The 24439-nt window shown below is 36.4% G+C and carries 21 protein-coding genes; all 21 read left to right on the forward strand.

Annotated elements, in window-relative coordinates:
• Window positions 1-93 precede the first annotated feature (93 nt).
• The 21 genes from pnp to rny all read left to right on the forward strand — a co-directional run bounded on the left by pnp (window position 94) and on the right by rny (window position 24338).
• A complete protein-coding gene (gene pnp / locus GI584_RS11305; RefSeq protein ID WP_153791290.1) occupies window positions 94-2199 on the forward strand; it encodes a polyribonucleotide nucleotidyltransferase in 2106 nt (701 codons plus the stop codon).
• A gap of 486 nt (window positions 2200-2685) precedes the next feature.
• The gene (locus tag GI584_RS11310; protein ID WP_153791291.1) at window positions 2686-3909 is read left to right on the forward strand and encodes a M16 family metallopeptidase; all 1224 of its coding nucleotides are present in this window, start codon (window positions 2686-2688) and stop codon (window positions 3907-3909) included.
• Window positions 3910-3928: 19 nt separating this feature from the next.
• A complete protein-coding gene (locus tag GI584_RS11315; protein WP_100360575.1) occupies window positions 3929-4168 on the forward strand; it encodes a YlmC/YmxH family sporulation protein in 240 nt (79 codons plus the stop codon).
• Window positions 4169-4430: 262 nt separating this feature from the next.
• Window positions 4431-5309 carry a dipicolinic acid synthetase subunit A gene (dpaA, locus tag GI584_RS11320; RefSeq protein WP_100360574.1) on the forward strand — a complete coding sequence of 293 codons (879 nt, stop codon included), beginning with the start codon at window positions 4431-4433 and terminating at the stop codon, window positions 5307-5309.
• Window positions 5310-5413: 104 nt separating this feature from the next.
• Window positions 5414-6004 (forward strand): dipicolinate synthase subunit B, encoded by a 591-nt coding sequence (locus GI584_RS11325; protein WP_153791292.1) that lies wholly within the window; start codon window positions 5414-5416, stop codon window positions 6002-6004.
• 94 nt (window positions 6005-6098) lie between these two features.
• On the forward strand, window positions 6099-7151 hold the full coding sequence (gene asd, locus GI584_RS11330) for an aspartate-semialdehyde dehydrogenase (protein ID WP_153791293.1): 1053 nt from the start codon (window positions 6099-6101) through the stop codon (window positions 7149-7151).
• 13 nt (window positions 7152-7164) lie between these two features.
• A complete protein-coding gene (dapG, locus tag GI584_RS11335) occupies window positions 7165-8379 on the forward strand; it encodes an aspartate kinase (RefSeq protein ID WP_100360571.1) in 1215 nt (404 codons plus the stop codon).
• Window positions 8380-8560: 181 nt separating this feature from the next.
• Complete coding sequence (gene dapA / locus GI584_RS11340) at window positions 8561-9433, forward strand: 4-hydroxy-tetrahydrodipicolinate synthase (protein ID WP_194842184.1); 873 nt, start codon at window positions 8561-8563, stop codon at window positions 9431-9433.
• A gap of 451 nt (window positions 9434-9884) precedes the next feature.
• Window positions 9885-10604 (forward strand): ClpP family protease, encoded by a 720-nt coding sequence (locus tag GI584_RS11345; protein ID WP_100360569.1) that lies wholly within the window; start codon window positions 9885-9887, stop codon window positions 10602-10604.
• A complete protein-coding gene (locus tag GI584_RS11350; RefSeq protein ID WP_153791294.1) occupies window positions 10601-10822 on the forward strand; it encodes a YlzJ-like family protein in 222 nt (73 codons plus the stop codon). The genes GI584_RS11345 and GI584_RS11350 overlap by 4 nt, the downstream gene beginning before the upstream one ends.
• A 139-nt stretch (window positions 10823-10961) precedes the next feature.
• Window positions 10962-13277 carry an FtsK/SpoIIIE family DNA translocase gene (locus tag GI584_RS11355; RefSeq protein ID WP_100360567.1) on the forward strand — a complete coding sequence of 772 codons (2316 nt, stop codon included), beginning with the start codon at window positions 10962-10964 and terminating at the stop codon, window positions 13275-13277.
• 107 nt (window positions 13278-13384) lie between these two features.
• Complete coding sequence (locus GI584_RS11360) at window positions 13385-14107, forward strand: GntR family transcriptional regulator (protein WP_153792967.1); 723 nt, start codon at window positions 13385-13387, stop codon at window positions 14105-14107.
• A gap of 223 nt (window positions 14108-14330) precedes the next feature.
• Complete coding sequence (yfmF, locus tag GI584_RS11365) at window positions 14331-15614, forward strand: EF-P 5-aminopentanol modification-associated protein YfmF (protein ID WP_153791295.1); 1284 nt, start codon at window positions 14331-14333, stop codon at window positions 15612-15614.
• Entirely contained in the window at window positions 15604-16890 is a 1287-nt protein-coding gene (gene yfmH, locus GI584_RS11370) for an EF-P 5-aminopentanol modification-associated protein YfmH (protein WP_153791296.1), read from the forward strand. The genes yfmF and yfmH overlap by 11 nt, the downstream gene beginning before the upstream one ends.
• A 9-nt stretch (window positions 16891-16899) precedes the next feature.
• Window positions 16900-17619: an elongation factor P 5-aminopentanone reductase gene (gene ymfI / locus GI584_RS11375; protein WP_100360563.1), complete on the forward strand. Its 720-nt coding sequence runs from the start codon at window positions 16900-16902 to the stop codon at window positions 17617-17619.
• A gap of 88 nt (window positions 17620-17707) precedes the next feature.
• Window positions 17708-17965, forward strand: a complete 258-nt coding sequence (locus GI584_RS11380) for a DUF3243 domain-containing protein (protein ID WP_018932609.1) — start codon at window positions 17708-17710, stop codon at window positions 17963-17965.
• A 266-nt stretch (window positions 17966-18231) separates the two neighbouring features.
• Window positions 18232-19119, forward strand: coding sequence for a helix-turn-helix domain-containing protein (locus tag GI584_RS11385; RefSeq protein WP_153791297.1), 888 nt, complete (start codon window positions 18232-18234; stop codon window positions 19117-19119).
• A 170-nt stretch (window positions 19120-19289) separates the two neighbouring features.
• Window positions 19290-19868, forward strand: coding sequence for a CDP-diacylglycerol--glycerol-3-phosphate 3-phosphatidyltransferase (gene pgsA, locus GI584_RS11390; RefSeq protein ID WP_100360561.1), 579 nt, complete (start codon window positions 19290-19292; stop codon window positions 19866-19868).
• Window positions 19868-21115 (forward strand): competence/damage-inducible protein A, encoded by a 1248-nt coding sequence (locus GI584_RS11395; protein WP_153791298.1) that lies wholly within the window; start codon window positions 19868-19870, stop codon window positions 21113-21115. Before pgsA ends, GI584_RS11395 begins: the two co-directional genes overlap by 1 nt.
• Window positions 21116-21306: 191 nt before the next feature.
• Entirely contained in the window at window positions 21307-22338 is a 1032-nt protein-coding gene (gene recA / locus GI584_RS11400; RefSeq protein WP_100360559.1) for a recombinase RecA, read from the forward strand.
• Window positions 22339-22778: 440 nt separating this feature from the next.
• Window positions 22779-24338, forward strand: a complete 1560-nt coding sequence (gene rny / locus GI584_RS11405) for a ribonuclease Y (RefSeq protein WP_100360558.1) — start codon at window positions 22779-22781, stop codon at window positions 24336-24338.
• Window positions 24339-24439 lie beyond the last annotated feature (101 nt).

The raw sequence follows: 24439 nt of genomic DNA on the forward strand, positions 1-24439 counted from the left end.
TTAATAAATGGAACTAGTTACATATGTGGAAACAACATGCTAAAATAAAAGGTAGTAATGAACAAGCATAGTTGTTTTGAGAGGAGTACTATAATGGTAGAAGAAAAGAAAGTATTTTCAACTGAAATTGCTGGTCAACCATTTCGTGTAGAGATTGGGGAACTGGCTAAGCAAGCAAATGGAGCATGTATGGTGCATTATGGTGACACAGCTGTATTAGCAACTGCAACAGCTTCAAAAGAACCAAAAGATTTACCTTTCTTCCCGTTAACCGTCAATTATGAAGAACGATTATACGCAGTTGGTAAAATCCCTGGAGGATTCATTAAAAGAGAAGGTAGACCTAGCGAAAAAGCTGTATTAACATCAAGGTTGATTGACCGTCCGATCCGCCCACTGTTCCCAGATGGTTTTCGGAATGAGGTACAGGTAATTAGTACTGTTATGAGTGTGGATCAGAACTTACCATCTGAAATCGCAGCAATGATCGGTTCATCTATCGCTCTTAGTGTATCTGACATTCCTTTTGGAGGCCCGATTGCAGGTGTTGTGGTAGGAAGAGTAGACGGTAATTTTGTTATTAACCCAACATTGGAAGAACGTGAAAAAAGTGATATTGACCTTACTGTAGCTGGTACAAAAGATGCGATTAACATGGTAGAAGCAGGAGCAAACGAAGTACCGGAAGAAATTATGTTAGAAGCGATCATGTTTGGCCACGAAGAAATCAGACGGTTAATTGCCTTTCAAGAACAAATTATTGAAGCATTACAAGTAGAAAAAATGGAAATAAAATTATTCGAAGCTAATGATTCTATTGTAGAAGAAGTGGAAACGAAAGCAAAAGATCGACTTGTAGACGCGATTCAAGTACAAGAAAAACATGCACGCGAGGAAGCAATTGAACAAGTAAAATCAGAAGTAAAAGCAGAATATGAAGAGGCTGATGCAGAAGCCGATACATTAAAACAAGTGGCGACTGTATTAGATAAGATTGTAAAAGAAGAAGTTCGTCGACTGATTACAAAAGAAAAAATACGTCCAGATGGAAGGAAAATTGATGAAATCAGATCGTTGTCTTCCAGAATTGGGGTATTACCTCGTACTCACGGTTCGGGACTGTTTACTCGTGGTCAAACACAAGCACTAAGCGTGTGTACGTTAGGAGCATTAGGCGATGTGCAAATTCTGGATGGTTTAGATGCAGAGGAATCAAAACGTTTTATGCATCACTATAATTTCCCATCTTTTAGTGTTGGGGAAACAGGACCAATCCGTGGACCAGGTCGACGTGAAATTGGGCATGGTGCATTAGGTGAGCGTGCCTTAGAAAAAGTAATACCAGATGAAAAAGAATTCCCGTATACAATACGTCTTGTTTCAGAAGTACTAGAATCTAATGGTTCTACGTCTCAAGCAAGTATTTGCGCAAGTACATTAGCCATGATGGATGCAGGTGTACCTATAAAAGCACCGGTTGCAGGTATTGCCATGGGGCTTGTTAAATCTGGTGAAGACTACTCGATCTTAAGTGATATTCAGGGTATGGAAGACTTCTTAGGAGATATGGACTTTAAAGTAGCAGGTACAGAAAAAGGCGTTACAGCGTTGCAAATGGATATTAAGATTGAAGGTTTATCTCGCGAAATTCTTGAGGAAGCTCTAACACAAGCGAAGAAAGGTCGCATGCACATCCTTTCTCATATGTTAGAAACGATTCAAGAGCCGAAACATGAATTATCTGACTATGCTCCAAAAATTTTAACCATGGATATTAAACCAGATAAGATCCGTGATGTGATTGGACCAAGCGGTAAACAAATCAACCAAATTATTGAAGAAACTGGCGTTAAAATTGATATAGAACAAGATGGGCATGTCTTTATTTCTTCAATTGATTCAGAGATGAACAAAAAAGCTCAAAAATTAATTGAAGATATTGTTCGCGAAGTAGAAGTTGGACAAATGTATCTAGGTACGGTAAAACGTATTGAAAAATTTGGTGCATTCGTAGAGTTATTTAAGGGCAAAGAAGGACTAGTTCATATTTCTGAATTAGCGGAAGAGAGAATTGGCAAAGTAGAAGATGTTGTGTCAATTGGCGATCAGATTATGGTCAAAGTAAAAGAAATCGACCGTCAAGGACGCATCAACCTTTCAAGAAAAGCAGTACTAATCGAACAAAAAGAAAACAATTAATCCAAGAAGAAGCTGGCCAACCAGTTTCTTTTTTTAAGCCTTCTTAAAGTATAAAAAGAAGTACATAAAACATAAACTGCGAAGTACCGTGTACATACATGGGTTTGCTTTCTTCCATTCTTTTCTTGATGAGTGCATAACCATCGCTGCGAAAAAATACTCCCTTTCCAGGGGCACGGCCTCAGCTAACTTTGCAAAGTGGATCTTCGGCTCGCGCTGTTTCCCCAGGGTGTCGCATTTTCCGAGTTTTGACTAGTATTTTGGATTAGTGAGAAGAAAAGTCCCTTGATTATATATCCGAAGATTTTCTTTTTTCAACAATTAGAACATTAGAACCAGCGCAGTATTCTGCCGTAGCGAATGCTAGCACTCACCTTAAATGAGAATGGGAGGAAGCTACACCAAGTCAAATTTTCACAACTTTGCAGTTTTTATATACTAAGATTCCGGTTAGACTTATAGCATTGAATATAGGGGGATTTGGATTTGTTACATCGTAAGGAATGCAGTAATGGTATGCGAATTGTATTGGAAGAAGTCACTTCTGTCAGATCAGTAACTATCGGTATATGGGTCAAAACCGGTTCAAGAGAAGAGGCTCCAGAACTAAACGGCATATCTCATTTTATCGAGCATATGTTATTTAAAGGAACAGAAAATCGAACTTCACAGGAAATCGCTGAGGCATTTGATGGTATTGGTGGCGAAATTAATGCTTTCACTTCAAAGGAATATACCTGCTATTATGCAAAAGTTATCGATACTCATAAAGAAATGGCTATTGAAATTTTAGCAGATATGTTACTTCATTCTACTTTTGATCAAACAGAGATCGAAAGAGAAAAGAAAGTAGTGTTAGAAGAAATCAATATGACAGAGGACACGCCAGACGATATTATCCATGATTTATTAGCAGAAGCAGCTTATCAACAACATCCGTTGGCAAAACCAATATTAGGGTCAAAATCTACCGTTAATCAGCTGTCACAACAGGATATGTTTCAATATCTTCAAAGTCAATATATTCCTGAGAACATTGTGGTATCAATCGCCGGTAATGCGAATTACAGTTTTATTAAAACAGTGGAAGACACTCTTTCAGTAGAGAGAAATAGCTCATTAACCTCGAGTAGGGAATATTCGAGCAAACCTGGATTTTATCACAAACAAATATCTCAAACGAAAGAAACGGAACAAGCCCACCTCTGCTTGGGATATGAAGGTGTTGGAATTGAAAACGAGCTTGAATACGCCATGTTAATTGTTAATAATGTGCTAGGTGGCAGTATGAGTTCCAGGTTGTTTCAAGAAATTAGAGAAAAAGCAGGAATGGCATACTCAATCTTTTCATATCATAGCTCTTTTATTGATAGTGGCTTATTAACCATCTATGCCGGAACATCGAAAAATCAGTTGTATATTGTCCAAGATAAAATTCAACATATTGTAGATCAGTTAAGAAAATATGGTTTGACTAATAAAGAGTGGGAAAACAGTAAAGAACAATTAAAAGGACTTTATATGTTAAGTCTGGAAAGTACTAACAGCAAAATGAGTCGAAATGCGAGGAATGAATTGTTGTTACAAACCCATCCTTCCCTCGATGATATCATGAAAAAAATTGATAAAGTAAGATTAGATGATGTACAACATATTCTCAATACACTACAGTCTGACCGAGCGGCAACTGCCATTATTTCACCTGAATAACAGATTGGAGGTGGCAAAGATGCGTTTTAATGATTTGAGCAGCAAAGAGTTGATAGACTTAACTACAGGGTCCAGACTAGGTGTTTTAGGACAGACAGATCTTGAAATCGATGAAAAGACTGGACAAATCATTTCTTTTACCATTCCACAATACAGCATGTTTGGATTAAGAAAGTCAGAGTCCTATTCACGGATTGATTGGAATCAAATCAAAAAAGTTGGAGACGATATGATTATTGTGGAGACAGAGGAAGTTTAAAAAACGGAGCTAATTGAAGCTTCGTTTTTTGTATGGTATTGAATGGAATATCAACTTTACAATACCCACTAATGTTACCCACCTATATGTCAATATCGACTATTCCTCGCCATGTTTCCTTTATCCTCCTACGTTTCCATACACCGCATTCGGCTTTTCTTAATTCCTAGGGTATTTGCCCCTTCACTTCTGTTCCGTGTTTTCATATGATAATTTTAGATAAGATTTAATTGTTTAGATAGAGATTTGGTGAGGTGACAAGATGCAGAAGACTAAAGATATTGCTATTATTGGTGGCGATGCACGTTATTTGCCTTTAATACACGCACTTAAAACAATTGATAATCTAAGGATTCGTATATTAGGTTTTGAACAAGTAGAGCAAAGTTATACGGGTGTCATGCAGTCAACGATCGAGAATTTAGATACATCTCAATTAGATGGTATCATTTTACCAATTACAGGTATAGATGATGATGGTTATGTCGAAACAATGTTCTCCAATGAAAAAATACAATTAACGGAAGAGTGGTTTCAGTCTTTACCAGAAAATTGTGTAGTGTTCACTGGAATATCCAATCAAAAACTGGATCAGTATATTGAAAAAAATGATTTACAGTTAATTAAATTAATGGAAAGAAATGACGTCGCTATTTATAATTCAATTCCGACTGCTGAAGGAGCCATCATGCTTGCTATCAAGCATACTGATTTCACTATCCACCATGCCAATGTATTCATATTTGGTTATGGAAGAGTAGGTGAAACAACAGCTAGTAGCTTTGCGGGCCTCGGAGCTAATATTGCTGTTATCTCCAGGGATGAAACTGATTTGGCACGTGTATATGAAAGAGGTTGGGAAGCATATTCTTTAGACCAAACAGAAAACTATATAGATAAATGTCAAATTTTAATTAATACGATTCCTGCAAAAGTAGTAAATAAATCATTAATTGAAAAAATGAATAGCCAGGCGATTATTATCGACTTAGCTTCCAAACCGGGGGGAATCGATTTTGAATACGCAAAATCCAGAGGAATAGAAGCAATACATGCATTAGGTTTACCAGGTATGGTAGCTCCGACAACAGCTGGTGAAATCTTGGCAGATCGTATCGCTAAAATACTATTTGCCTCCTAAAAGTAACACACAGATGATCTGGGCATATACTGGGCATATAAAGTAGCCCAATTGGTTAGCCCTGTGATTCTGTATAAATATTTACAAGTATAGGAGGTATTTTAGTGGATTTAAAAGGGAAAAAGATTGGATTTGGTTTAACTGGATCACATTGTACTTATGAAGCGGTTTTTCCACAAATGGAGAAACTAGTCGAGTTAGGTGCTGAATTAGTCCCAGTTGTTTCATATACATTTAAAGACACTGACAGTAAATTCGGTAAAGCTGACGATCATATGGCACGTGTTCGTGAAATTACTGGTAGAGACCCGATCACATCTATTGTAGACGCTGAACCGTTAGGACCGGTTGAGCCGTTAGATATTATGGTATTAGCTCCTTTAACGGGTAATTCCATGAGTCGTCTTGCTAATGCTATAACTGATGGTCCTGTACTGATGGCAACAAAAGCAACGATCAGAAATGGAAATCCAATTGTAATTGGTGTGTCAACTAATGATGCATTAGGCTTAAATGGTGTTAATTTGATGCGATTAATGTCTACCAAGCTTATATATTTTGTGCCTTTTGGTCAGGACGATCCAATAAAAAAACCAAATTCAATGGTGTCAGATATGACACTAATTCCGGAAACAGTAAAGAATGCCCTTGAATACAAGCAAATTCAGCCAGTAGTTATAGAAAGAAACAAGTAATTATGATGAAATAATTAAAGAATACTCGATAATATGTTATGATAAAAAAGATAATCAAATTAAACATTGAATCAGATGGAAGGGGACAATAAACATGGCAACAGGACAACAATATAATGTAGCAGTAGTGGGTGCTACTGGTGCAGTAGGAGCAAAAATGCTAGAAACATTGGATAAAAAGAACTTTCCAATCAAAGAATTACTGTTATTATCTTCTAAACGTTCAGCAGGAAAAGAAATGGAGTTTCAAGGTAAAACGTACACGGTGCAAGAAGCTACTCCCGAAAGCTTTGAAGGTGTGGATATTGCCCTATTTTCTGCTGGTGGATCAGTGTCTAAAAACTTAGCACCAGAAGCAGTAAAACGTGGTGCGGTTGTTGTTGATAACACAAGTGCATTCAGAATGGATCCTCAAGTTCCACTTGTGGTACCAGAAGTAAACCAAGAGGATATCCAGAAGCATAATGGAATCATTGCAAATCCAAATTGTTCAACAATTCAAATGGTAGCTGCCCTTAAACCGGTTCAGGATCAGTTTGGCATGTCCAGAGTTATCGTGTCAACTTATCAAGCAGTGTCAGGAGCTGGAAATGAAGCTGTTGAAGAATTACATTCACAGTCAAAAGCATTTTTAGAAGGCGAAGAATTAAAACCAGAATTATTACCTGTGTCTGGAGAGAAACATCATTACCCAATTGCATTTAATGCATTACCGCAAATTGATGTATTCCAAGATAATGGATACACTTTTGAAGAAATGAAAATGATAAATGAGACAAAGAAAATTTTGCATGATGACTCTGTTCAAGTTGCAGCAACATGTGTACGTTTGCCTTTCTTTACATCCCATGCAGAAAGTGTATATGTGGAAGTTAATAAAGATGACGTAACTGTTGATCAATTTAAAGAAGCGATTAGTAATATGGATGGTGTTGTCTTAGAAGATGATCCAACCAATCAAGTATATCCAACACCACTGGCAGCGGCAGGTAAATGTGATGTGTTTGTAGGCCGTATCCGTAAAGATTTAGATAATGAGAAAGGATTCCATTTATGGGTAGTCTCTGATAACTTGTTAAAGGGAGCTGCTTGGAATTCTGTGCAAATTGCTGAATCTCTAGTCAAAAATAACTGGCTCAATAAATAAACGAGGTGGAATCATGCGGGTATTGGTTCAAAAGTTTGGTGGCACGTCTGTAAAGAATAAAGAATCTAGAGAATATGCTATTCGTCATATAAAAGAAGCATTAATAGAAGGTTATAAAGTAGTTGTCGTTGTTTCAGCGATGGGGCGTTTTCCAGAGCCATATTCAACAGATGCTTTATTATCCTTAATTGATGGAAATCACTCCAAGATAAGTAATAAAGAGAAAGATTTATTATTATCTTGTGGCGAAACTATTTCTGCGACGGTTTTCTCGCATGATCTGCTGGAACATCAAATAAATGCTGTTGCTATTCCCGGTGGAGAAGCTGGTATTATTACGACTAGCAATTTTTCCAATGCGCAAATTAAAAGAGTAGATACCAAACATTTATATCATGTTTTAAGCAACCAACAGGTAGTAGTAGTAGCAGGATTTCAAGGCAAAACGGAGGACAATGAAGTAACAACCATTGGCAGAGGTGGGAGTGATACCTCTGCCACTGCATTAGCAGCAGCTTTGCAAGCGGAATATGTAGATATTTTCACAGATGTTAATGGTATTATGACAGCAGATCCTCGAGTTGTTACCAATGCGCAAAAATTAGATACCATTTCATATACAGAAATATGTAATCTAGCTTACCAAGGAGCAAAGGTTATTCACCCTCGAGCAGTCGAGATTGCAATGCAGGCCAATGTTCCAATTAGAGTGCGTTCTACAAAACTTAAGGATAAAGGAACACTTATTACAAATGTACCTGAAACAGATTACTCAGAAAGTGTACATGATCGATTGGCTACAGGAATTGCATATGTTAATCAAATTACCCAAATAAAAATTCAAGAGGCAAAAGAACCGGAACAACTGCATGTGAAAGTATTTAAAGCAATGGCTGAAGCGGGTATTTCCGTCGATTTTATCAATATATCACCAAATGGTGTAATATATACGATATTTAAACGAGATGAAACTTTAGCGAAGCAAGTCTTAGAATCTTTAAACCTTCAACCGATTATTACCAAAGATTGTGCAAAGATTTCTTTAGTCGGTGCTGGAATGTCAGGTGTTCCCGGTGTTACATCAAAGATCGTACAGACTTTAACTAGTAAAAATATTCCCATTTTACAATCAGCAGATAGTCATCGAACCATATGGGTCTTAATACAAAATGTTCATTTAGAAACTGCACTTAATGCATTACATGAAGCTTTTCGATTAGAAAAATAAAATCTGTAATTTTCTATTTTCTATTGATGAAATCGTATATTCATGGCATAATTATGTTCGCCATTTTTCTATATATGAGCCATATTGTAAAGTCAAAGCAATACATGAAGAAAAGATACAATAATAAATGTTTAGCACATGCAAATAAGGTGAAGGAGATTGGAAAGGAGATGGTGACATTATGGATTTCGGAAGATTGTTAACTGCAATGGTGACACCTTTTGATGAGAATAATCGTATGGATTTAAATATAACGTCTCAATTGATAGAACATTTAATTGCTACTGGATCAGAGGGGCTTGTTGTAGCTGGTACAACGGGTGAATCTCCGACATTAAGTCATGAAGAAAAGATATCTTTATTTAAACATGTTGTTAAGGTAGTGGATGGTCGAGTACCTATTATTGCTGGAACTGGAAGTAATAATACACAGGCTTCCATCGAGCTAACCAAAGAAGCAGAGCAAATAGGAGTGGATGGAGCATTAGTTGTCACTCCATATTATAATAAACCGAATCAAGAAGGGTTATATCAACATTATGCAGCGATAGCTCAAGAAACCAAATTGCCGATAATGTTGTATAATATTCCATCCAGAGCTGTAGTGCGATTGAATGTAGAAACAGTTGTGGCCTTATCGCAAATCGATAACATTGTGGCGGTAAAAGATTCCACTGGTGATCTGGACGGAATCGCTTCTATACTTGAACAAGTAGATGATGGGTTTTCTGTTTATAGTGGTGACGATTCATTAACCTTACCAATTCTATCTATTGGTGGTTCTGGAATTGTTTCTGTTTCTTCCCATATTATTGGCAAAGAAATGAAAGAAATGATTGAGTTATTCGAACAAGGTAAAGTGAAAGAAGCAGGTCGACTTCACCGTAAGTTACTTCCTATCATGCGTGCATTGTTTATGGCACCATCTCCTTCACCAGTCAAGTCTGCATTGAAATATCAACAAATCGATGTAGGATCTGTTCGTTTACCATTAGTACCACTATCGCCATTTGAAGAACAAAACCTATTTAGAGTAATTGAATCATTCCAATAAAACCAGTTAGAACCTGTTTCCATCCACATGAAACAGGTTCTTTTCAACTGCAAAATATGAATCAAATACATAAACTGCGAAGTAACTGTTATGTGCATTTGTTTTCTTCCATTCTTTCCATAGTAAGTGCTTGCATATCGCTCCGGCAGAATATTGCGCTTTCCGTGGGCACGGCTTCAGGTAACTTGGTAAAGAAAATCACTTTACCAAGTGGATCTTTAGCTCGTGCTGTTCCCCCCCGGAAAGCGGAGTATTTTTTCCGCAGCGTCGAGTTAGCACTCAACTATAAACAGAATGGAAGAAAGCTACATCAAGAAAAAACATCATTGGTTCACAGTAGTTATCTAATACGCTTCAGATGGATAATTTTTTTAAACTGTTTATGATACAGAATGAAATAAGCTAGCTAGTTCATACTAATTACTACTATGATGTAAAGGGGTAATTAGGTATGAATAAACAAAAACAAGAAACGAAAGAAAAAGAATCGCAATCATCATCACTTGTTGAAAAGATTCAACAATTAGGACAATCCACCATACCGAATGCACCAGACTCAAATATTCACGTACTATCCATCATCGGTCAAGTGGAAGGACACGTACAACTACCACCACAAAACAAAACAACTAAATATGAACATCTTATTCCACAGATCGTTGCAATAGAACAAAACCCTAAAATAGAAGGGTTAGTCGTGGTTTTAAATACGGTTGGTGGAGATGTCGAAGCTGGTCTTGCTTTATCAGAAATGATTGCCTCATTATCTAAACCAACTGTTTCTGTTGTTTTAGGAGGAGGTCATTCCATTGGTGTCCCTATAGCTGTGTCAACGGATTATTCCTTTATTGCTCCGTCTGCAACCATGACCATTCATCCAATTCGACTTACAGGTCTTGTTATTGGTGTACCACAAACATTTGAATATATTGATAAAATGCAGGAGCGTGTTCTTCAATTTGTAACTGCACATTCAAATATTAAAGAAGAAAAATTAAAAGAATTAATGTTCGAAAAAGGAAATTTAACAAGGGATATTGGTACAAACGTAGTCGGAGAAGACGCCGTAAAGTATGGTTTAATCAATGAGGTTGGTGGAATTAGTGGTGCAATGGCAAAACTTAATGAATTAATTGAAGCTAAAAAGGATTCTCAGGAGCTGATCCAATGATATTATATACACCACTTAGTTATGAGGATATCCATTATTCAGAACAAGATTATCAGCAATATGAATTTATCAGCTATCAAAGTAAAACATGCTGTATACAAAAGTTAGAGAACGGCGATATGCGTCTCGTACAATTATTATCTACAGACCCAAATGATTATTTAGCTGAACATTTTTCTCCTGGAACGATTATTTCGAGTAGTGAAAATCCCCAATAGAATATTCGTTCTATTTTTGATTCTATGCTATAATAGAAATAAGAATAGAGCTAATTAGACACCCTTGCTAACAATCAGCAAGGGTATTTCATACATATATGAAGTGAAAGTAATGAATAGGGACCTGAGGAGTGTTTATATGGCAAAAAGAAAAAAAAGAAGGAAAAAACAACCATTAAAAAATAATATAAAAAAAGAATTAATAGGTTTATTATTAGTGTTTTTGGCAATTTTTGGTAGTGGTGCAACGATGATTAGTGATGGTGCTATTTCATCTCTATTAGAAAATATCTTTCGATTTTTCTTTGGAACATGGTATTTTATTGTGTCACTGTTCCTTTTATTTATAGGAATTTATCTTATGGTGAAACGAAAGTGGCCTAACTTATCAACGCGAAAGTGGATAGGTACGTATCTGGTTTTGGCAGGTTTTATATTAATGACTCATATTCTTACATTTCAAGAAGCGTTTACACAACCGGCCAATTATCCTTCTATTACCGTTCAAAGCTTTACCTTCTATAAGGAATATATCCAGGGTGAGCGTACAGCGACTTATCTGGGTGGAGGGATGTTTGCTGCTATATTGTTTGCGATAAGTAATTTTCTGTTTTCCAGTGCTGGAGCAAAGTTTTTTGCTGTTTTTATCATGTTAATAGGGGTTATTATTTTTAGTAATCTATCAATAGGAGATTTATTTTCATCTACTTTTCATAAACTACAAGAAAAATTGCAACTCAGTAAACAACGTTTTGTAGAATGGAAAGAAAAGCGAAAAGAAACAGATACAGAGGAAGAAAATAATGATGTTTTACTTGAGAGTGACCAAGATACTATTGAAAGTGAACTGCCTGCTATTGCATATGCAAATGAAGATTTAGAAGTGATGGAACAGGTAGATGATGAACAAGTAGAGACAATAGATGTAAAAGAATTAGAAGAAAAGGAAGAAACAAAACAAGATAAATGGGATACATCTGAGTCAGATCAATTACCAACAACAACAGAGTTTGAGAATCAAGACTATCAGTTACCATTAATGAATATATTAGAGCTTCCTAAAAACTTTGGTAAGCAACAAGATAAAACGTATATACAACGAGTTGTTCGCAAGTTAGAAAAAACATTTCAAAGTTTTGGTGTCAAGGCTCGTGTAACAAAAGTCCATGTTGGTCCATCCGTAACAAAATATGAAGTATACCCTGAAGCAGGTGTGAAAGTTAGCAAAATTGTTAATTTAAATGATGATTTAGCACTTGCTTTAGCTGCTAAGGATATTCGTATTGAAGCGCCTATTCCGGGAAAATCTGCCGTTGGAATAGAAGTGCCGAATGAAGAAACGGCAATGGTCACTTTACGTGAAGTGCTGGAAACGAAAAAGAATCATATTCAGAACAAGTTAGCTTTTGCTTTAGGGAAGGATATTGCTGGTGAATCTGTGATCGCAGAATTAAATAAAATGCCACACATACTAGTTGCAGGTGCGACAGGCAGTGGTAAAAGTGTTTGTATAAATGGGATTATTACCAGTATTTTGATGCGAGCAAAACCACATGAAGTAAAGATGATGATGATTGACCCTAAAAAGGTTGAATTGAATGTGTATAATGGAATTCCTCATTTACTTACACCTGTAGTGACCGATCCTAAAAAAGCTGCAAGGGCGTTAAAAAAAGTAGTAGCCGAAATGGAAAGACGCTATGACTTGTTCTCAGAGACTGGTACGAGAAATATAGAAGGATATAACGAATATATTAAGCGTCATAATGCAGCAGAAGAAGATCAGCAACCACAACTGCCGTATATTGTTGTCATTGTTGATGAGTTAGCTGACTTAATGATGGTAGCTTCAAACGAAGTAGAGGATGCAATTACAAGACTTGCCCAAATGGCACGTGCAGCAGGGATTCATTTGATTATAGCAACACAACGTCCGTCTGTTGATGTTATTACTGGTGTAATCAAGGCAAATATTCCATCACGAATTGCCTTTAGTGTTTCGTCACAAACTGATTCAAGAACAATCCTCGACTCCGGTGGGGCTGAGAAGTTGCTAGGACGAGGTGATATGCTCTTTATTCCAGTTGGATTATCAAAACCTGTCCGTATTCAGGGTGCCTTTTTATCTGATGAAGAAGTAGAACGTGTTGTGGATCATTGTGTAGAACAACAAAAGGCACAGTATCAAGAAGAAATGATACCGGAAGAAGAAACAGAAGTGGTACAAGAAGTGGATGATGATCTGTTTGACGATGCCGTTCAGTTAGTACTCGAAATGCAAAGTGCCAGTGTTTCCATGTTACAACGGCGTTTTCGCATTGGTTATACACGTGCAGCCAGGTTGATAGACGCGATGGAGGATAGAGGAATTGTAGGTCCTTATGAAGGATCAAAACCTAGAACTGTTTTACAAAGTCAGATGTCTGATGATATGACTGCAAATTCTTCATCCTAGTACTAAAATTTAAAAGAGACAAAATATTCTTTATTATTCGAACTAAAAGTGTTATATTTGTTTGTAATAACAAACTTACATTGGATATAGAATGGTTGGGGGAAGCTATGTTATCTAACTTAAATAACGGATCTACAATCTCTGCTGTACATTATATTAAAAATTTAATAGAGGATGGGCACTATAAAGAAAAAGAAAAACTGCCTACAGAATATGAATTAGCAAAAAATTTAGGTGTGACACGTAAAGAAATTCAACGTGCCATCGCAATTCTTGAGGAAGAAAATATCTTGATTCAAAGACCTGGTGTAGGTGTTTTTGTACACGCTAAACCAATTCTATCATCTGGTATTGAACAATTGGGTAGTGTTACAGAGATGATACAAAAATCAGGTAAAAAGCCAGGAGTACAATATATATCTGCAGAAATTACTGAACCTAGAGATGAAGATAAGCGTCGATTTGATCCATTAGAAATTGAAAAGTTTGCCCAGTTAGAACGAGTACGCACAGCAGATGGTGAGCCTGTTGTTTATTGTATAGATAGAGTGGATCATCGTACCATGCCATTAGAACTGATTCATAGTCAGGAATCAATTTTTCAGGCTTTAAGAACTTATGCCAAAAAGGACATAGATTATGCCGTAGCTTATATTGAACCAATAGGTTATCATGAAAGAATCTCACCTATCTTAAATTGTGAACCTGATCAGGCATTATTGCTATTACGTCAAATGCATTATACAAAAGAAAACGAACCAGTACTATATTCAGCTAATTTTTTTAGAGCAGATGTATTTAGTTTTTACGTTTTAAGAAAAAGATTATAAAGAAGAAAGTTGTCCGAGAAGAAAGCTTAAAAGCCCGTTTAGATAAATGTAACGGGTTTTTAAGCTTTTCATACAGTTTATAATATATGACTCTAAATGGTGAAGAAGTCATGTGTACAAATATACTTTTTGAGACAACTTCTCCAATTAGCATAATATTTGGATCTTTTTGATAGAATATAGAAGACAACAAAAATAAATATAAATACAAAGGAGTAGTGTTATGGTTGAAACTTTAGAGCGAATCATCCCAAAAGAAGGGTATGATTTACATCTTATACATACAAAAAAATTTAAAACCATTCACCTGTCATTAAAGTTTACATCAAAGTTAACAAGAGAAAATATTACGAAAAGAGCGTTACTTCCCTATATTTTGCAACAAGGTACAGCAAATTACCCTACTGCAATACAGTTACGTCAACATCTTGATGAGCTATATGGCACTGTATTAGCGGTGGATAGTAGCAAAAAAGGTGAAAATCATATCTTGACTATTCGTTTAGAATTAGCAAATGAACAATATATTGCTGGTTCTCAGGATTTATTAAATCAAGGAATTGCTTTTCTTCGAGAAGTGATTTATCAACCGAAATTAGTTGATCAAGCCTTTGATCCAAAAATTGTAGCTCGTGAAAAAGAAACATTACGTAGCAAGATGGAATCATTAACAGAGGATAAAGTGAGTTTTGCCAATACACGAATGATTGAGGAAATGTGTAAAGAAGAGGAATATCGCCTACGCGTGCACGGTTATGAGGAAGATTTGGATAAGATTACAGCAGAGGACCTCTATGCTTATTATCAACAAATTTTGAGCCAGGATCATCTCGATATTTTTGCAGTTGGTGATATTGAAGGTTTAGAAGTAGAGGAGAAAATTACGGCACTAGTAGAAGCAAGAGAACAGCAACCAATTGAAAAAGGGAAGCTAGTAGCAGGATTCAACGAACAAACACTGATAGAAGAAGATGATATTAAGCAAGCTAAACTACACTTTGGTTATCGCACCAATATTACGTTTGATGATGAAGATTATGCTGCATTACATGTTTTTAACGGTTTGTTTGGCGGGTTTCCTAGCTCGAAATTATTTATGAATGTGCGAGAAAAGCACAGTTTAGCATATTACGCCGCATCAAGAATTGAAAGTCATAAAGGATTAATGTTTGTCTTTAGTGGGATTGCTCCAGAACAATTTGAAAATGCCAAAGACATAATTTTGGAACAAATGGAGCAAATGCGTAAGGGTGAGTTTACCGATAATGAACTAAACGAAACAAAAGAAATGACCATTAATCAGTTACGTGAAACATTAGATAATGCACAAGGTATGATTGAATTACATTATCAAAGCGTATTGGCACAATCGTCCATATCGCCAGAACAATTATTACAGAAAGTAAACAAGGTTACCAAAGATCAAGTGATTAACGTTGCCAATAAAGTGAAACTTGATACGATCTATTTGTTGACGAGTAAGGAGGCGGAACAAAGTGAAGCATAAACATTATAAACAAATTGAAGAGAATATATATGCAGAAACACTTTCGAATGGTCTACGTGTTTTTATTTTGCCGAAACAAGAGATGGCAAAAACTTTTGCCATTTTCACCACCAATTATGGTTCAATCGATCAGAGCTTTGTTCCACTAAATGAGCAAGATTTGCAGACAGTTCCTGATGGGATTGCACACTTTTTAGAGCATAAATTATTTGAAAAAGAAGATCGTGACGTTTTTCAGGATTTTTCAAAACTGGGTGCTTCAGCTAATGCTTTTACGTCTTTTACCAAGACAGCCTATTTATTCTCTGCAACGTCAAAAATAAAAGAGAATTTACAAACACTTGTAGATTTTGTACAGGATCCTTATTTTTCTGAGCAATCTGTCGAAAAAGAAAAAGGGATTATTGCACAAGAAATACGTATGTATGATGACCAGCCAGATTGGCGAGCGTTTTTCGGAACGATTAAAAGTCTTTATCAGCATCATCCGGTACAAATCGATATTGCTGGAACAGTGGAGTCGATTAATAATATTACGAAAGATGATTTATATACGTGTTATCACACCTTTTATCATCCAAATAATATGGTGCTGTTCATCGCCGGAAATGTTGATCCTGAAGAAACGATGGCTTTTATCAAGAATAACCAGGATAACAAAGAGTTTGACGCACCTGAACCCATCACAAGAAAATTCCCCAATGAGCCTAAAGAAGTAGCGGAAAAAGAATGGACAGTTACTATGCCTGTTTCTGTTCCAAAAGCCTTAGTAGGGATAAAGGAAAATGTTATTCCGGAAGATCCGAAAAAGTTTATGGAAAAAGAATGGTTGATGGATATAGTATTAGATCATTTATTCTCTAAAAGTGGTGTGGCATATGAACGGTTATATGAAGCAGGAATTATTGATCAATCGTTTAGTTGCGAGTCACATTTAGAGCGTAATTTCGGCTTTAGTGTAATAGGAGGAAATACGAAAGAGCCAGAAAAATTAGCGCAAATGATAAAACAAGAACTATTAAATCTTCAAACGTCACCAATGGATCAACAAAGTTTCGAGCGGATAAAACGTAAGAAAATTGGTCAATTATTACGTGCAATGAATTCATTGGAGTTTATAGCCAATCAATTCACACATTATCAGTTATTAGGAATTGACTTCTTTGAAAGCATCGAATGGTTGGAAAGTCTGACATATAGTGATATGCAGGATTATAGTCAGAATTGGATCCAGGAAGAACAGCTTTCTACTTGTTTTGTCAAAGCAGATGAATAGAGGATAACGATGGAGAAGAGAACGATCATAACTGGAGCTAGTGGGGAAATTGGAACAGCTATTGCCAACCAATTAGCAAATCAAGGACATGCGCTCTTTTTGCATTATAATCGAAACAGAATAGCAATTGAACAATTACTGGAACAAATACCGAAAGATCAGATTATAGGTGTCATTCAATCCGATTTAGCATCAAGAGAAGGCTTAGATCAATTTATCAATAAAATACCGCAGAATATCGATCATCTTATATATACTAGCGGAAAGGCTTATTTTGGCCTATTTCAAGACATGGAAGACAAAGATATGGATGAAATGCTCCAATTACATGTGAAATCTCCATGGAAAGTAACACAAGCATTAATTCCTGAGATGGTACGAAATAAGTTTGGACGGATCATATTGATTTCTTCGATTTGGGGTGAAATTGGAGCGAGCTGTGAAGTGGCATATTCCACTGTGAAGGGCGCTCAAAATACTTTTATCAGAGCATTAGCAAAAGAATTAGGTCCGAGTAATATTCTTGTGAATGGAGTTAGTCCTGGTTTTATTGATACCAAAATGAATCAAACCTTGACCGCTCAGGAGAAACAAGAGCTGATTCAAGACATTCCATTACAAAGAGCAGGTGAACCTGAGGATGTTGCAGATGCTGTTCAGTTTCTTTGCAGTAATCAATCGAGATATATACAGGGTGAAATAATCCGAGTTAATGGTGCTTGGGGATGATTTATTGTACATCTTCCTATTGTTAGTATGCATATTTTAATAAAATTATCGAAAGATACTAATGTATGCTGATAAAGGAGGAATGAACATGTCTGTAATTGACAACTTTGAGTCATGGAAAGATTTTTTAGGGGATCGTTTGCATGATGCAGAAAATAATGGTATAAGTAATCAAGCAATTTCAGAGCTTGCCTATGATATTGGTAATTATTTATCAACAGAAGTGCAAGCTAAAAACGATCAAGAGAAAATGTTACGTGACTTATGGAATGCAGCAGATGAGAGAGAACAGCATGCCATTGCAAATATTATGGTAAAGCTCGTTCAAAACGAAGGTACAAAATAATACAGTATTTACCCTATAAAGCATAAATATTATGTTTTATAGGGTTTTTAACTTCTTTCTTTTTTATGTCTTTTTTTATAATATTTTCTTTAATTTGTCACATTCATGTATATTTTCACTTTTCATTCGATTTATTTTAAGATATGATTAAGATACATTGTTTAAAATGAAACAAATCGGAATAAATATACGTCAACTAATATAGAGCCCGTTAACATATAAAGTTGGGATAATATAGATTAATGATTGATGGATGGTGTTTTTAAATGGGAATCGGAGAACGATTAAAAGCAGAGCGTGAAAGCAAAAATATGTCATTAGAGCAAGTTCAAAACGTTACCAAAATACAAGCTAGATATTTGGATGCGATAGAACAAGAACGATTTAATGTTATGCCTGGGTCTTTTTATGTACGGGCTTTTATTAAGGAATATGCTACTGTCCTTGGTTTAAACCCGGATGAATTAATAGAAGAGTACAAAAAAGACCTACCTTTTGAAAACAAAGAAGATGTAGCAATTTCTCGCGTGAAGAGCAGTAAAAAAAATAAAGCGACAACGAAAACACCAGTTATATTTTCCTTTTTGCCTAGTGTTATTGTTGTTTTGTTGATTATTGGTATCGTCGTATTAGTCTGGTTATTTAGGCAAGGCTACTTCACTGGAGATGACGCAGATCCAACACCGACAGAGAATGAAGATAATACTGCGGGAGAGTCTGTTCAGGTACAACCAACTCCAGACACGACTCCTAGTGGAGATGAGGAGAGTGAAGGCGAAGAATCTTCAGATGAGGAAGAAGTCGAAGAAGATGAGCCGGAGGTAGCAACAGAGATATCTTTGGATAGCTATGATAACAATGAGTCTTATTATAATCTAACAACAACTGATGAGGATGTAAATCTGGTTATCACTACTGAAAATAGAAATTGGCTTGAAATTACTGATGAATCAGGCGAGAAATTTTATGAGAAAACCTTTACGACTGATGAAAGTCCACTTGAACTAGATGTATCAGAAGTAGAGGAGTTATATTTAAGATTTGGTGAACCTCAGACTATAAATATTGAAATAAACGGTGAAGAGCTTGAGTTATCTGATGAAATACAAGCATCTCAACCACAAAAAGCGTGGATTACGATTGAAAAACAATAAATGCTATTACATAACCCTCTTTTTATTCATAAAGAGGGTTTGTTTTCAGAAATAAAGAAAGAAACTTTTACATAGAACACGAACTGCGCAGTATCCTGTTACGAATCATAAAGAGCAGGCTAGGGCGGGTTTTGACCGGTTTTTCTAAAAATATGAAGGAGTGTCAGGAAATGAATATACCTAATCGAATAACTTTATCACGAATTATGTTGATTCCTTTTTTTATTTTATTATTATCCTATCCATTTGATTGGGGAGTATGGCATATTGCTGATCAGTCTATTCCTATTGCTCATTTAGTTGCTGTCATTATTTTTGCAGTAGCTTCAGCAACGGATTGGCTTGATGGTTACTATGCTCGAAAACATCAGTTAGTGACAAATCTCGGGAAATTTCTTGATCCAATGGCAGATAAGTTATTAGTCTCTGCAGCATTTATTTTGTTAGTTGCTTGGGAAATGGCCCCTGCATGGGTAGTGATTATCATTATTAGTCGTGAATTTGCAGTAACTGGGTTGCGGCTTGTTGCGGCAGGCGAAGGTACTGTACTTGCTGCTGGTCAACTTGGAAAATTAAAAACAGTTTTACAAATTCTTGCAATCATTTTCTTGTTACTGCATAATATTCCGTTTTCTGCTTTTGGCTTACCGGTTGATACCATTTTGTTGTATGCGGCTTTAATTATTACAATTGTTTCTGGGGTAGAATATTTTGTGAAAAACTGGCATGTGATGGGAGATTCTAAATAATGACAGATGTAAAAGCTGAACTTATTTCAGTCGGTACAGAGCTATTGTTAGGGCAAATTGTTAATACTAATGCAGCCTGGATCTCCGAACAATTAGCGGACAAGGGGATCTCTGTCTATTATCATTCAGTAGTTGGTGATAATTTTAATCGCTTGGCAGATGTTTTTCGTGAAGCAGGAAAAAGATCTGACCTTGTTTTCATAACAGGTGGTCTTGGTCCGACAGAAGATGACCTGACAAGAGAAGCATTTCAGCATATATCAGGTGTACAAATCGAAGCCGATCAAGGTACATTAGATAAAATGGAAGCTTTTTTTGCCAAAAATAATCGTACAATGACACCGAATAATCGAAAGCAAGCGCAAGTGTTTGAAGGATCGAAGGTGTTACATAATTCAGTTGGTATTGCACCAGGAATAATCGTGGATTATAATAAAACGATTTGGGTATTTATGCCAGGTGTTCCACGGGAAATGAAGGCGATTATGACGGAGGAAGTACTGCCCTATCTAAAGGATACGTTAGCTTTAGAAGCCGTGATCAAGTCTCGAATGTTACGCTTTATTGGTATTGGTGAATCACAATTAGAATATAACCTTAGAGATTTAATATCGAATCAAACGAATCCTACGATTGCACCCTTAGCATCTGAAGGGGAAGTAGCTTTAAGACTTACGGCAAAGGCTGAAAGCTATCAAGAAGCAGAGCAACTGATTGAACAGACAGAAGTAAAGATTAAGAAACAAGTCGGACAATATCTTTATGCCTATGACAACGTCCATATCGAAAAGAAAGTGTTTGAATTATTGAAGCAAAACCATTTAACAATTGCTAGCGCTGAAAGCTTGACAGGAGGAGCGTTTGCTTCGAAAGTGGTGGATCAAGGTGGGGTATCTGCAATATTTAATGGTGCTGCTGTTGTATACCATCCTTTCTCCAAGACTTCAGCCTTAAGGATAGATGACGAACTCATCACAACTTACGGTACCATAAGTAAAGAGTGTGCAGAAAGTATGGCTAGACAAGTGAAGAAAATCTATCAGTCTAAGCTGGGCATTAGTTTTACAGGAGTAGCTGGTCCTGATGAGTTGGAAAACCAACCGGTTGGTACTGTTTATATATCTATATGTGACCAAAATGATCAACTCTTTACCGAAAGATATCAATTTAATGGAGACCGTCAAGAGATTCGAAATCGAGCAGTTAAAAAAGCATTTGAATTGCTATTTTATCTACTTAAAAAATGAAAATATTTTTTGAATAACAGGAAAAGCATTTTTTTATTAGATTTAATGATAAGAAAAATGCTTTTCCTCAAGGGTTTTATCCATACGTCTTTAATTCCTATGAAAATAATGGGAACATTTATTCGTTTTTTACTTGTGAAACGAACTAAAAGATTGTAAGATAGTATTAGCAATACGAAGGAGGAATTAATGTGAGTGATAGAAAACAAGCCTTAGATATGGCGTTAAAACAAATTGAAAAACAGTTCGGTAAAGGCTCCATCATGAAGCTTGGCGAACGGGCAGAACAAAAAGTAGCGACCGTTTCAAGTGGATCCATTGCAGTAGACGTAGCATTGGGTGTTGGTGGTTATCCACGAGGACGTGTAGTTGAAATATATGGACCAGAATCATCTGGTAAAACAACAGTATCTCTTCATGCAATTGCTGAAGCACAACGAGCAGGCGGACAAGCTGCGTTTATCGATGCGGAGCATGCGCTTGACCCAGTATATGCAAAAAAATTAGGTGTCAATGTAGATGAACTGCTGTTATCTCAACCTGATACTGGAGAACAAGCTTTGGAAATTGCTGAAGCACTCGTTCGTAGTGGTGCTGTAGATATGCTTGTTATTGACTCTGTAGCTGCCCTAGTACCAAAAGCGGAGATCGAAGGGGAAATGGGTGATGCTCACGTCGGCTTACAAGCTCGTTTAATGTCTCAAGCGTTACGTAAGTTATCTGGTGCAATCAATAAATCTAGAACAACGGCTATATTTATCAACCAAATCCGTGAAAAAGTCGGTGTAATGTTCGGTAATCCGGAGACAACACCAGGGGGTAGAGCGTTGAAGTTCTATTCTTCTGTTCGATTAGAAGTAAGACGTGCGGAAACCTTAAAAGTAGGAAATGAAATGGTAGGTAACAGAACACGTATTAAAGTCGTAAAAAATAAAGTGGCACCACCATTTAAACAAGCGGAAGTAGATATTATGTATGGTGAAGGTATATCGAGAGAAGGAGAAATCCTGGATATCGGATCTGACTTGGATGTTGTTCTAAAAAGCGGTGCCTGGTACTCCTATAACGATGAAAGACTTGGCCAAGGTCGTGAAAATGCAAAACAATTCTTAAAAGAGAATCCGGCTGTAGCAGAGGAAATCTATCGCTCCATTCGAACTCACTATGATATTGAAGATGATAGCGTAGAAGATGAACCCAAAGAGAGTTTACTAGAGGAATAAAATAGATGCTCCGTAGTCAGTAATTGACTGTGGAGTTTTCTTTTTGAGGTAGAATGTATTTAATTGTGCACAAAATACATAAACTACGAAATAACTCTGTAGTGGATTTATTTTCTTCCATTCTGATTACTGTTTGAGTAGCTAAATCGACACGAACAAAATCGTTGTGATACTGTAGCTAAGACTGAATAAGAAGACTGAGCTGCCAATTATTAAGTCATTTATATATATACAACAAGAATAAAACTATAGGTTCGGTAGGTTTCACCCGTTATTTTGTATTCATGCAAAATCTTTACATTCCTTGACATCCATGTAATAGAAGATTAAAATTAACATGTATAATTCAACAAATATTATACATGTAAATTTTAAAAACGTATTATTGTACATGCCGACTTAAAAAATTGTACAAGTTTATAGCAAGAGGAGGTGAAAGTATGGATACTGTAGCGATCATCATCTCCATTTTGCTTACATTTGTCGGTATTGTTGTTGGTTATCTGATTAGAAAGACAATTGCAGAGAAGAAAATTTCGAGTGCAGAAGAATTAGCAAAACAAATTGTGGAAGAGGGCTATAAAAACGCTGAAGTTGCGAAGAAAGAAGCATTACTAGAAGCGAAGGACGAAAATCATAAAATTCGTCAACAAGCGGATGAAGAGCTTAGAGAACGTCGAGCCGAAATTCAAAAGCTTGAAAGTCGTCTCATGCAAAAGGAAGAAAACCTCAATCGTAAGGATCAAACTTTAGACAAGCGTGAGCTATTGTTAGAAAAGAAAGAAGGTTCGCTTACAGAAAAACAACAACAAATTGAAGAAATGGAAAGCAAAGTTGGAGCAATGTTAAGCGAGCAACAAGCAGAATTAGAACGGATATCAGGATATACCACGGATCAAGCAAAACAAATTATTTTGCAACGTGTGGAAGAAGAAGTTACACATGAATCAGCCATGATTATTAAAGAAGCAGAAAATCGTGCAAAAGAAGAAGCGGACAAAAAAGCTAAAAACATCTTGTCGCTGGCATTACAACGATGTGCTGCTGATCACGTGGCTGAAACCACTGTTTCCGTTGTCAATCTTCCGAATGATGAGATGAAAGGTCGAATAATTGGTCGTGAAGGTCGAAATATTCGAACTTTAGAAACACTGACAGGTATTGATCTAATAATTGATGATACACCAGAAGCAGTAATCTTATCTGGTTTTGATCCAATACGTCGTGAGATTGCTCGAATTGCATTAGAAAAACTAGTGCAAGATGGGCGTATTCACCCTGCTAGAATTGAAGAAATGGTGGATAAATCAAGACGTGAAGTCGATGAATATATTCGTGATTATGGAGAACAGACAACATTTGAAATAGGAGTTCATGGTCTTCATCCTGATTTAGTGAAGATATTAGGACGATTGAAATATCGAACAAGCTATGGACAAAATGTTTTAAAACACTCAACGGAAGTAGCTTATTTATCCGGTCTATTAGCTGCTGAGCTCGGAGAAGATCAAACACTTGCTAGACGTGCCGGTTTATTACATGACATTGGGAAAGCAATTGATCATGAGGTGGAAGGTAGCCACGTAGAAATCGGTAAAGAGCTAGGGACGAAATACAAAGAAAATGATGTCGTTATTAATGCAATTGCTTCACACCACGGAGACGAAGAAGCAACGTCTGTCATTGCAGTAATCGTTGCTGCAGCAGATGCACTTTCAGCTGCTCGTCCAGGTGCAAGAAGTGAGACATTAGAGAATTACATTAAACGTTTAGAAAAATTGGAAGAAATCTCAGAATCATATGCAGGTGTTGAAAAATCATTTGCAATTCAGGCAGGTAGAGAGATACGTATCATAGTGAAACCAGATGAAATTGATGATGCAGAATCTACTAAGATCGCAAGAGATATTCGAAAACGAATTGAAGATGAGTTGGATTATCCGGGGCATATAAAAGTAACCGTAATCCGAGAAACTCGCTCAGTAGAATACGCAAAATAGAGAGACTATAGCAGTCTCTCTATTTTTTTATGTATATAGGCTGCTCTTGCTTTAATCTACCCAATTTCTCTTGCTTCTATTAAAACAAGGGAGCAGGACTT

This window comes from Gracilibacillus salitolerans (genome assembly GCF_009650095.1).
Taxonomy (GTDB): domain Bacteria; phylum Bacillota; class Bacilli; order Bacillales; family Amphibacillaceae; genus Gracilibacillus; species Gracilibacillus salitolerans.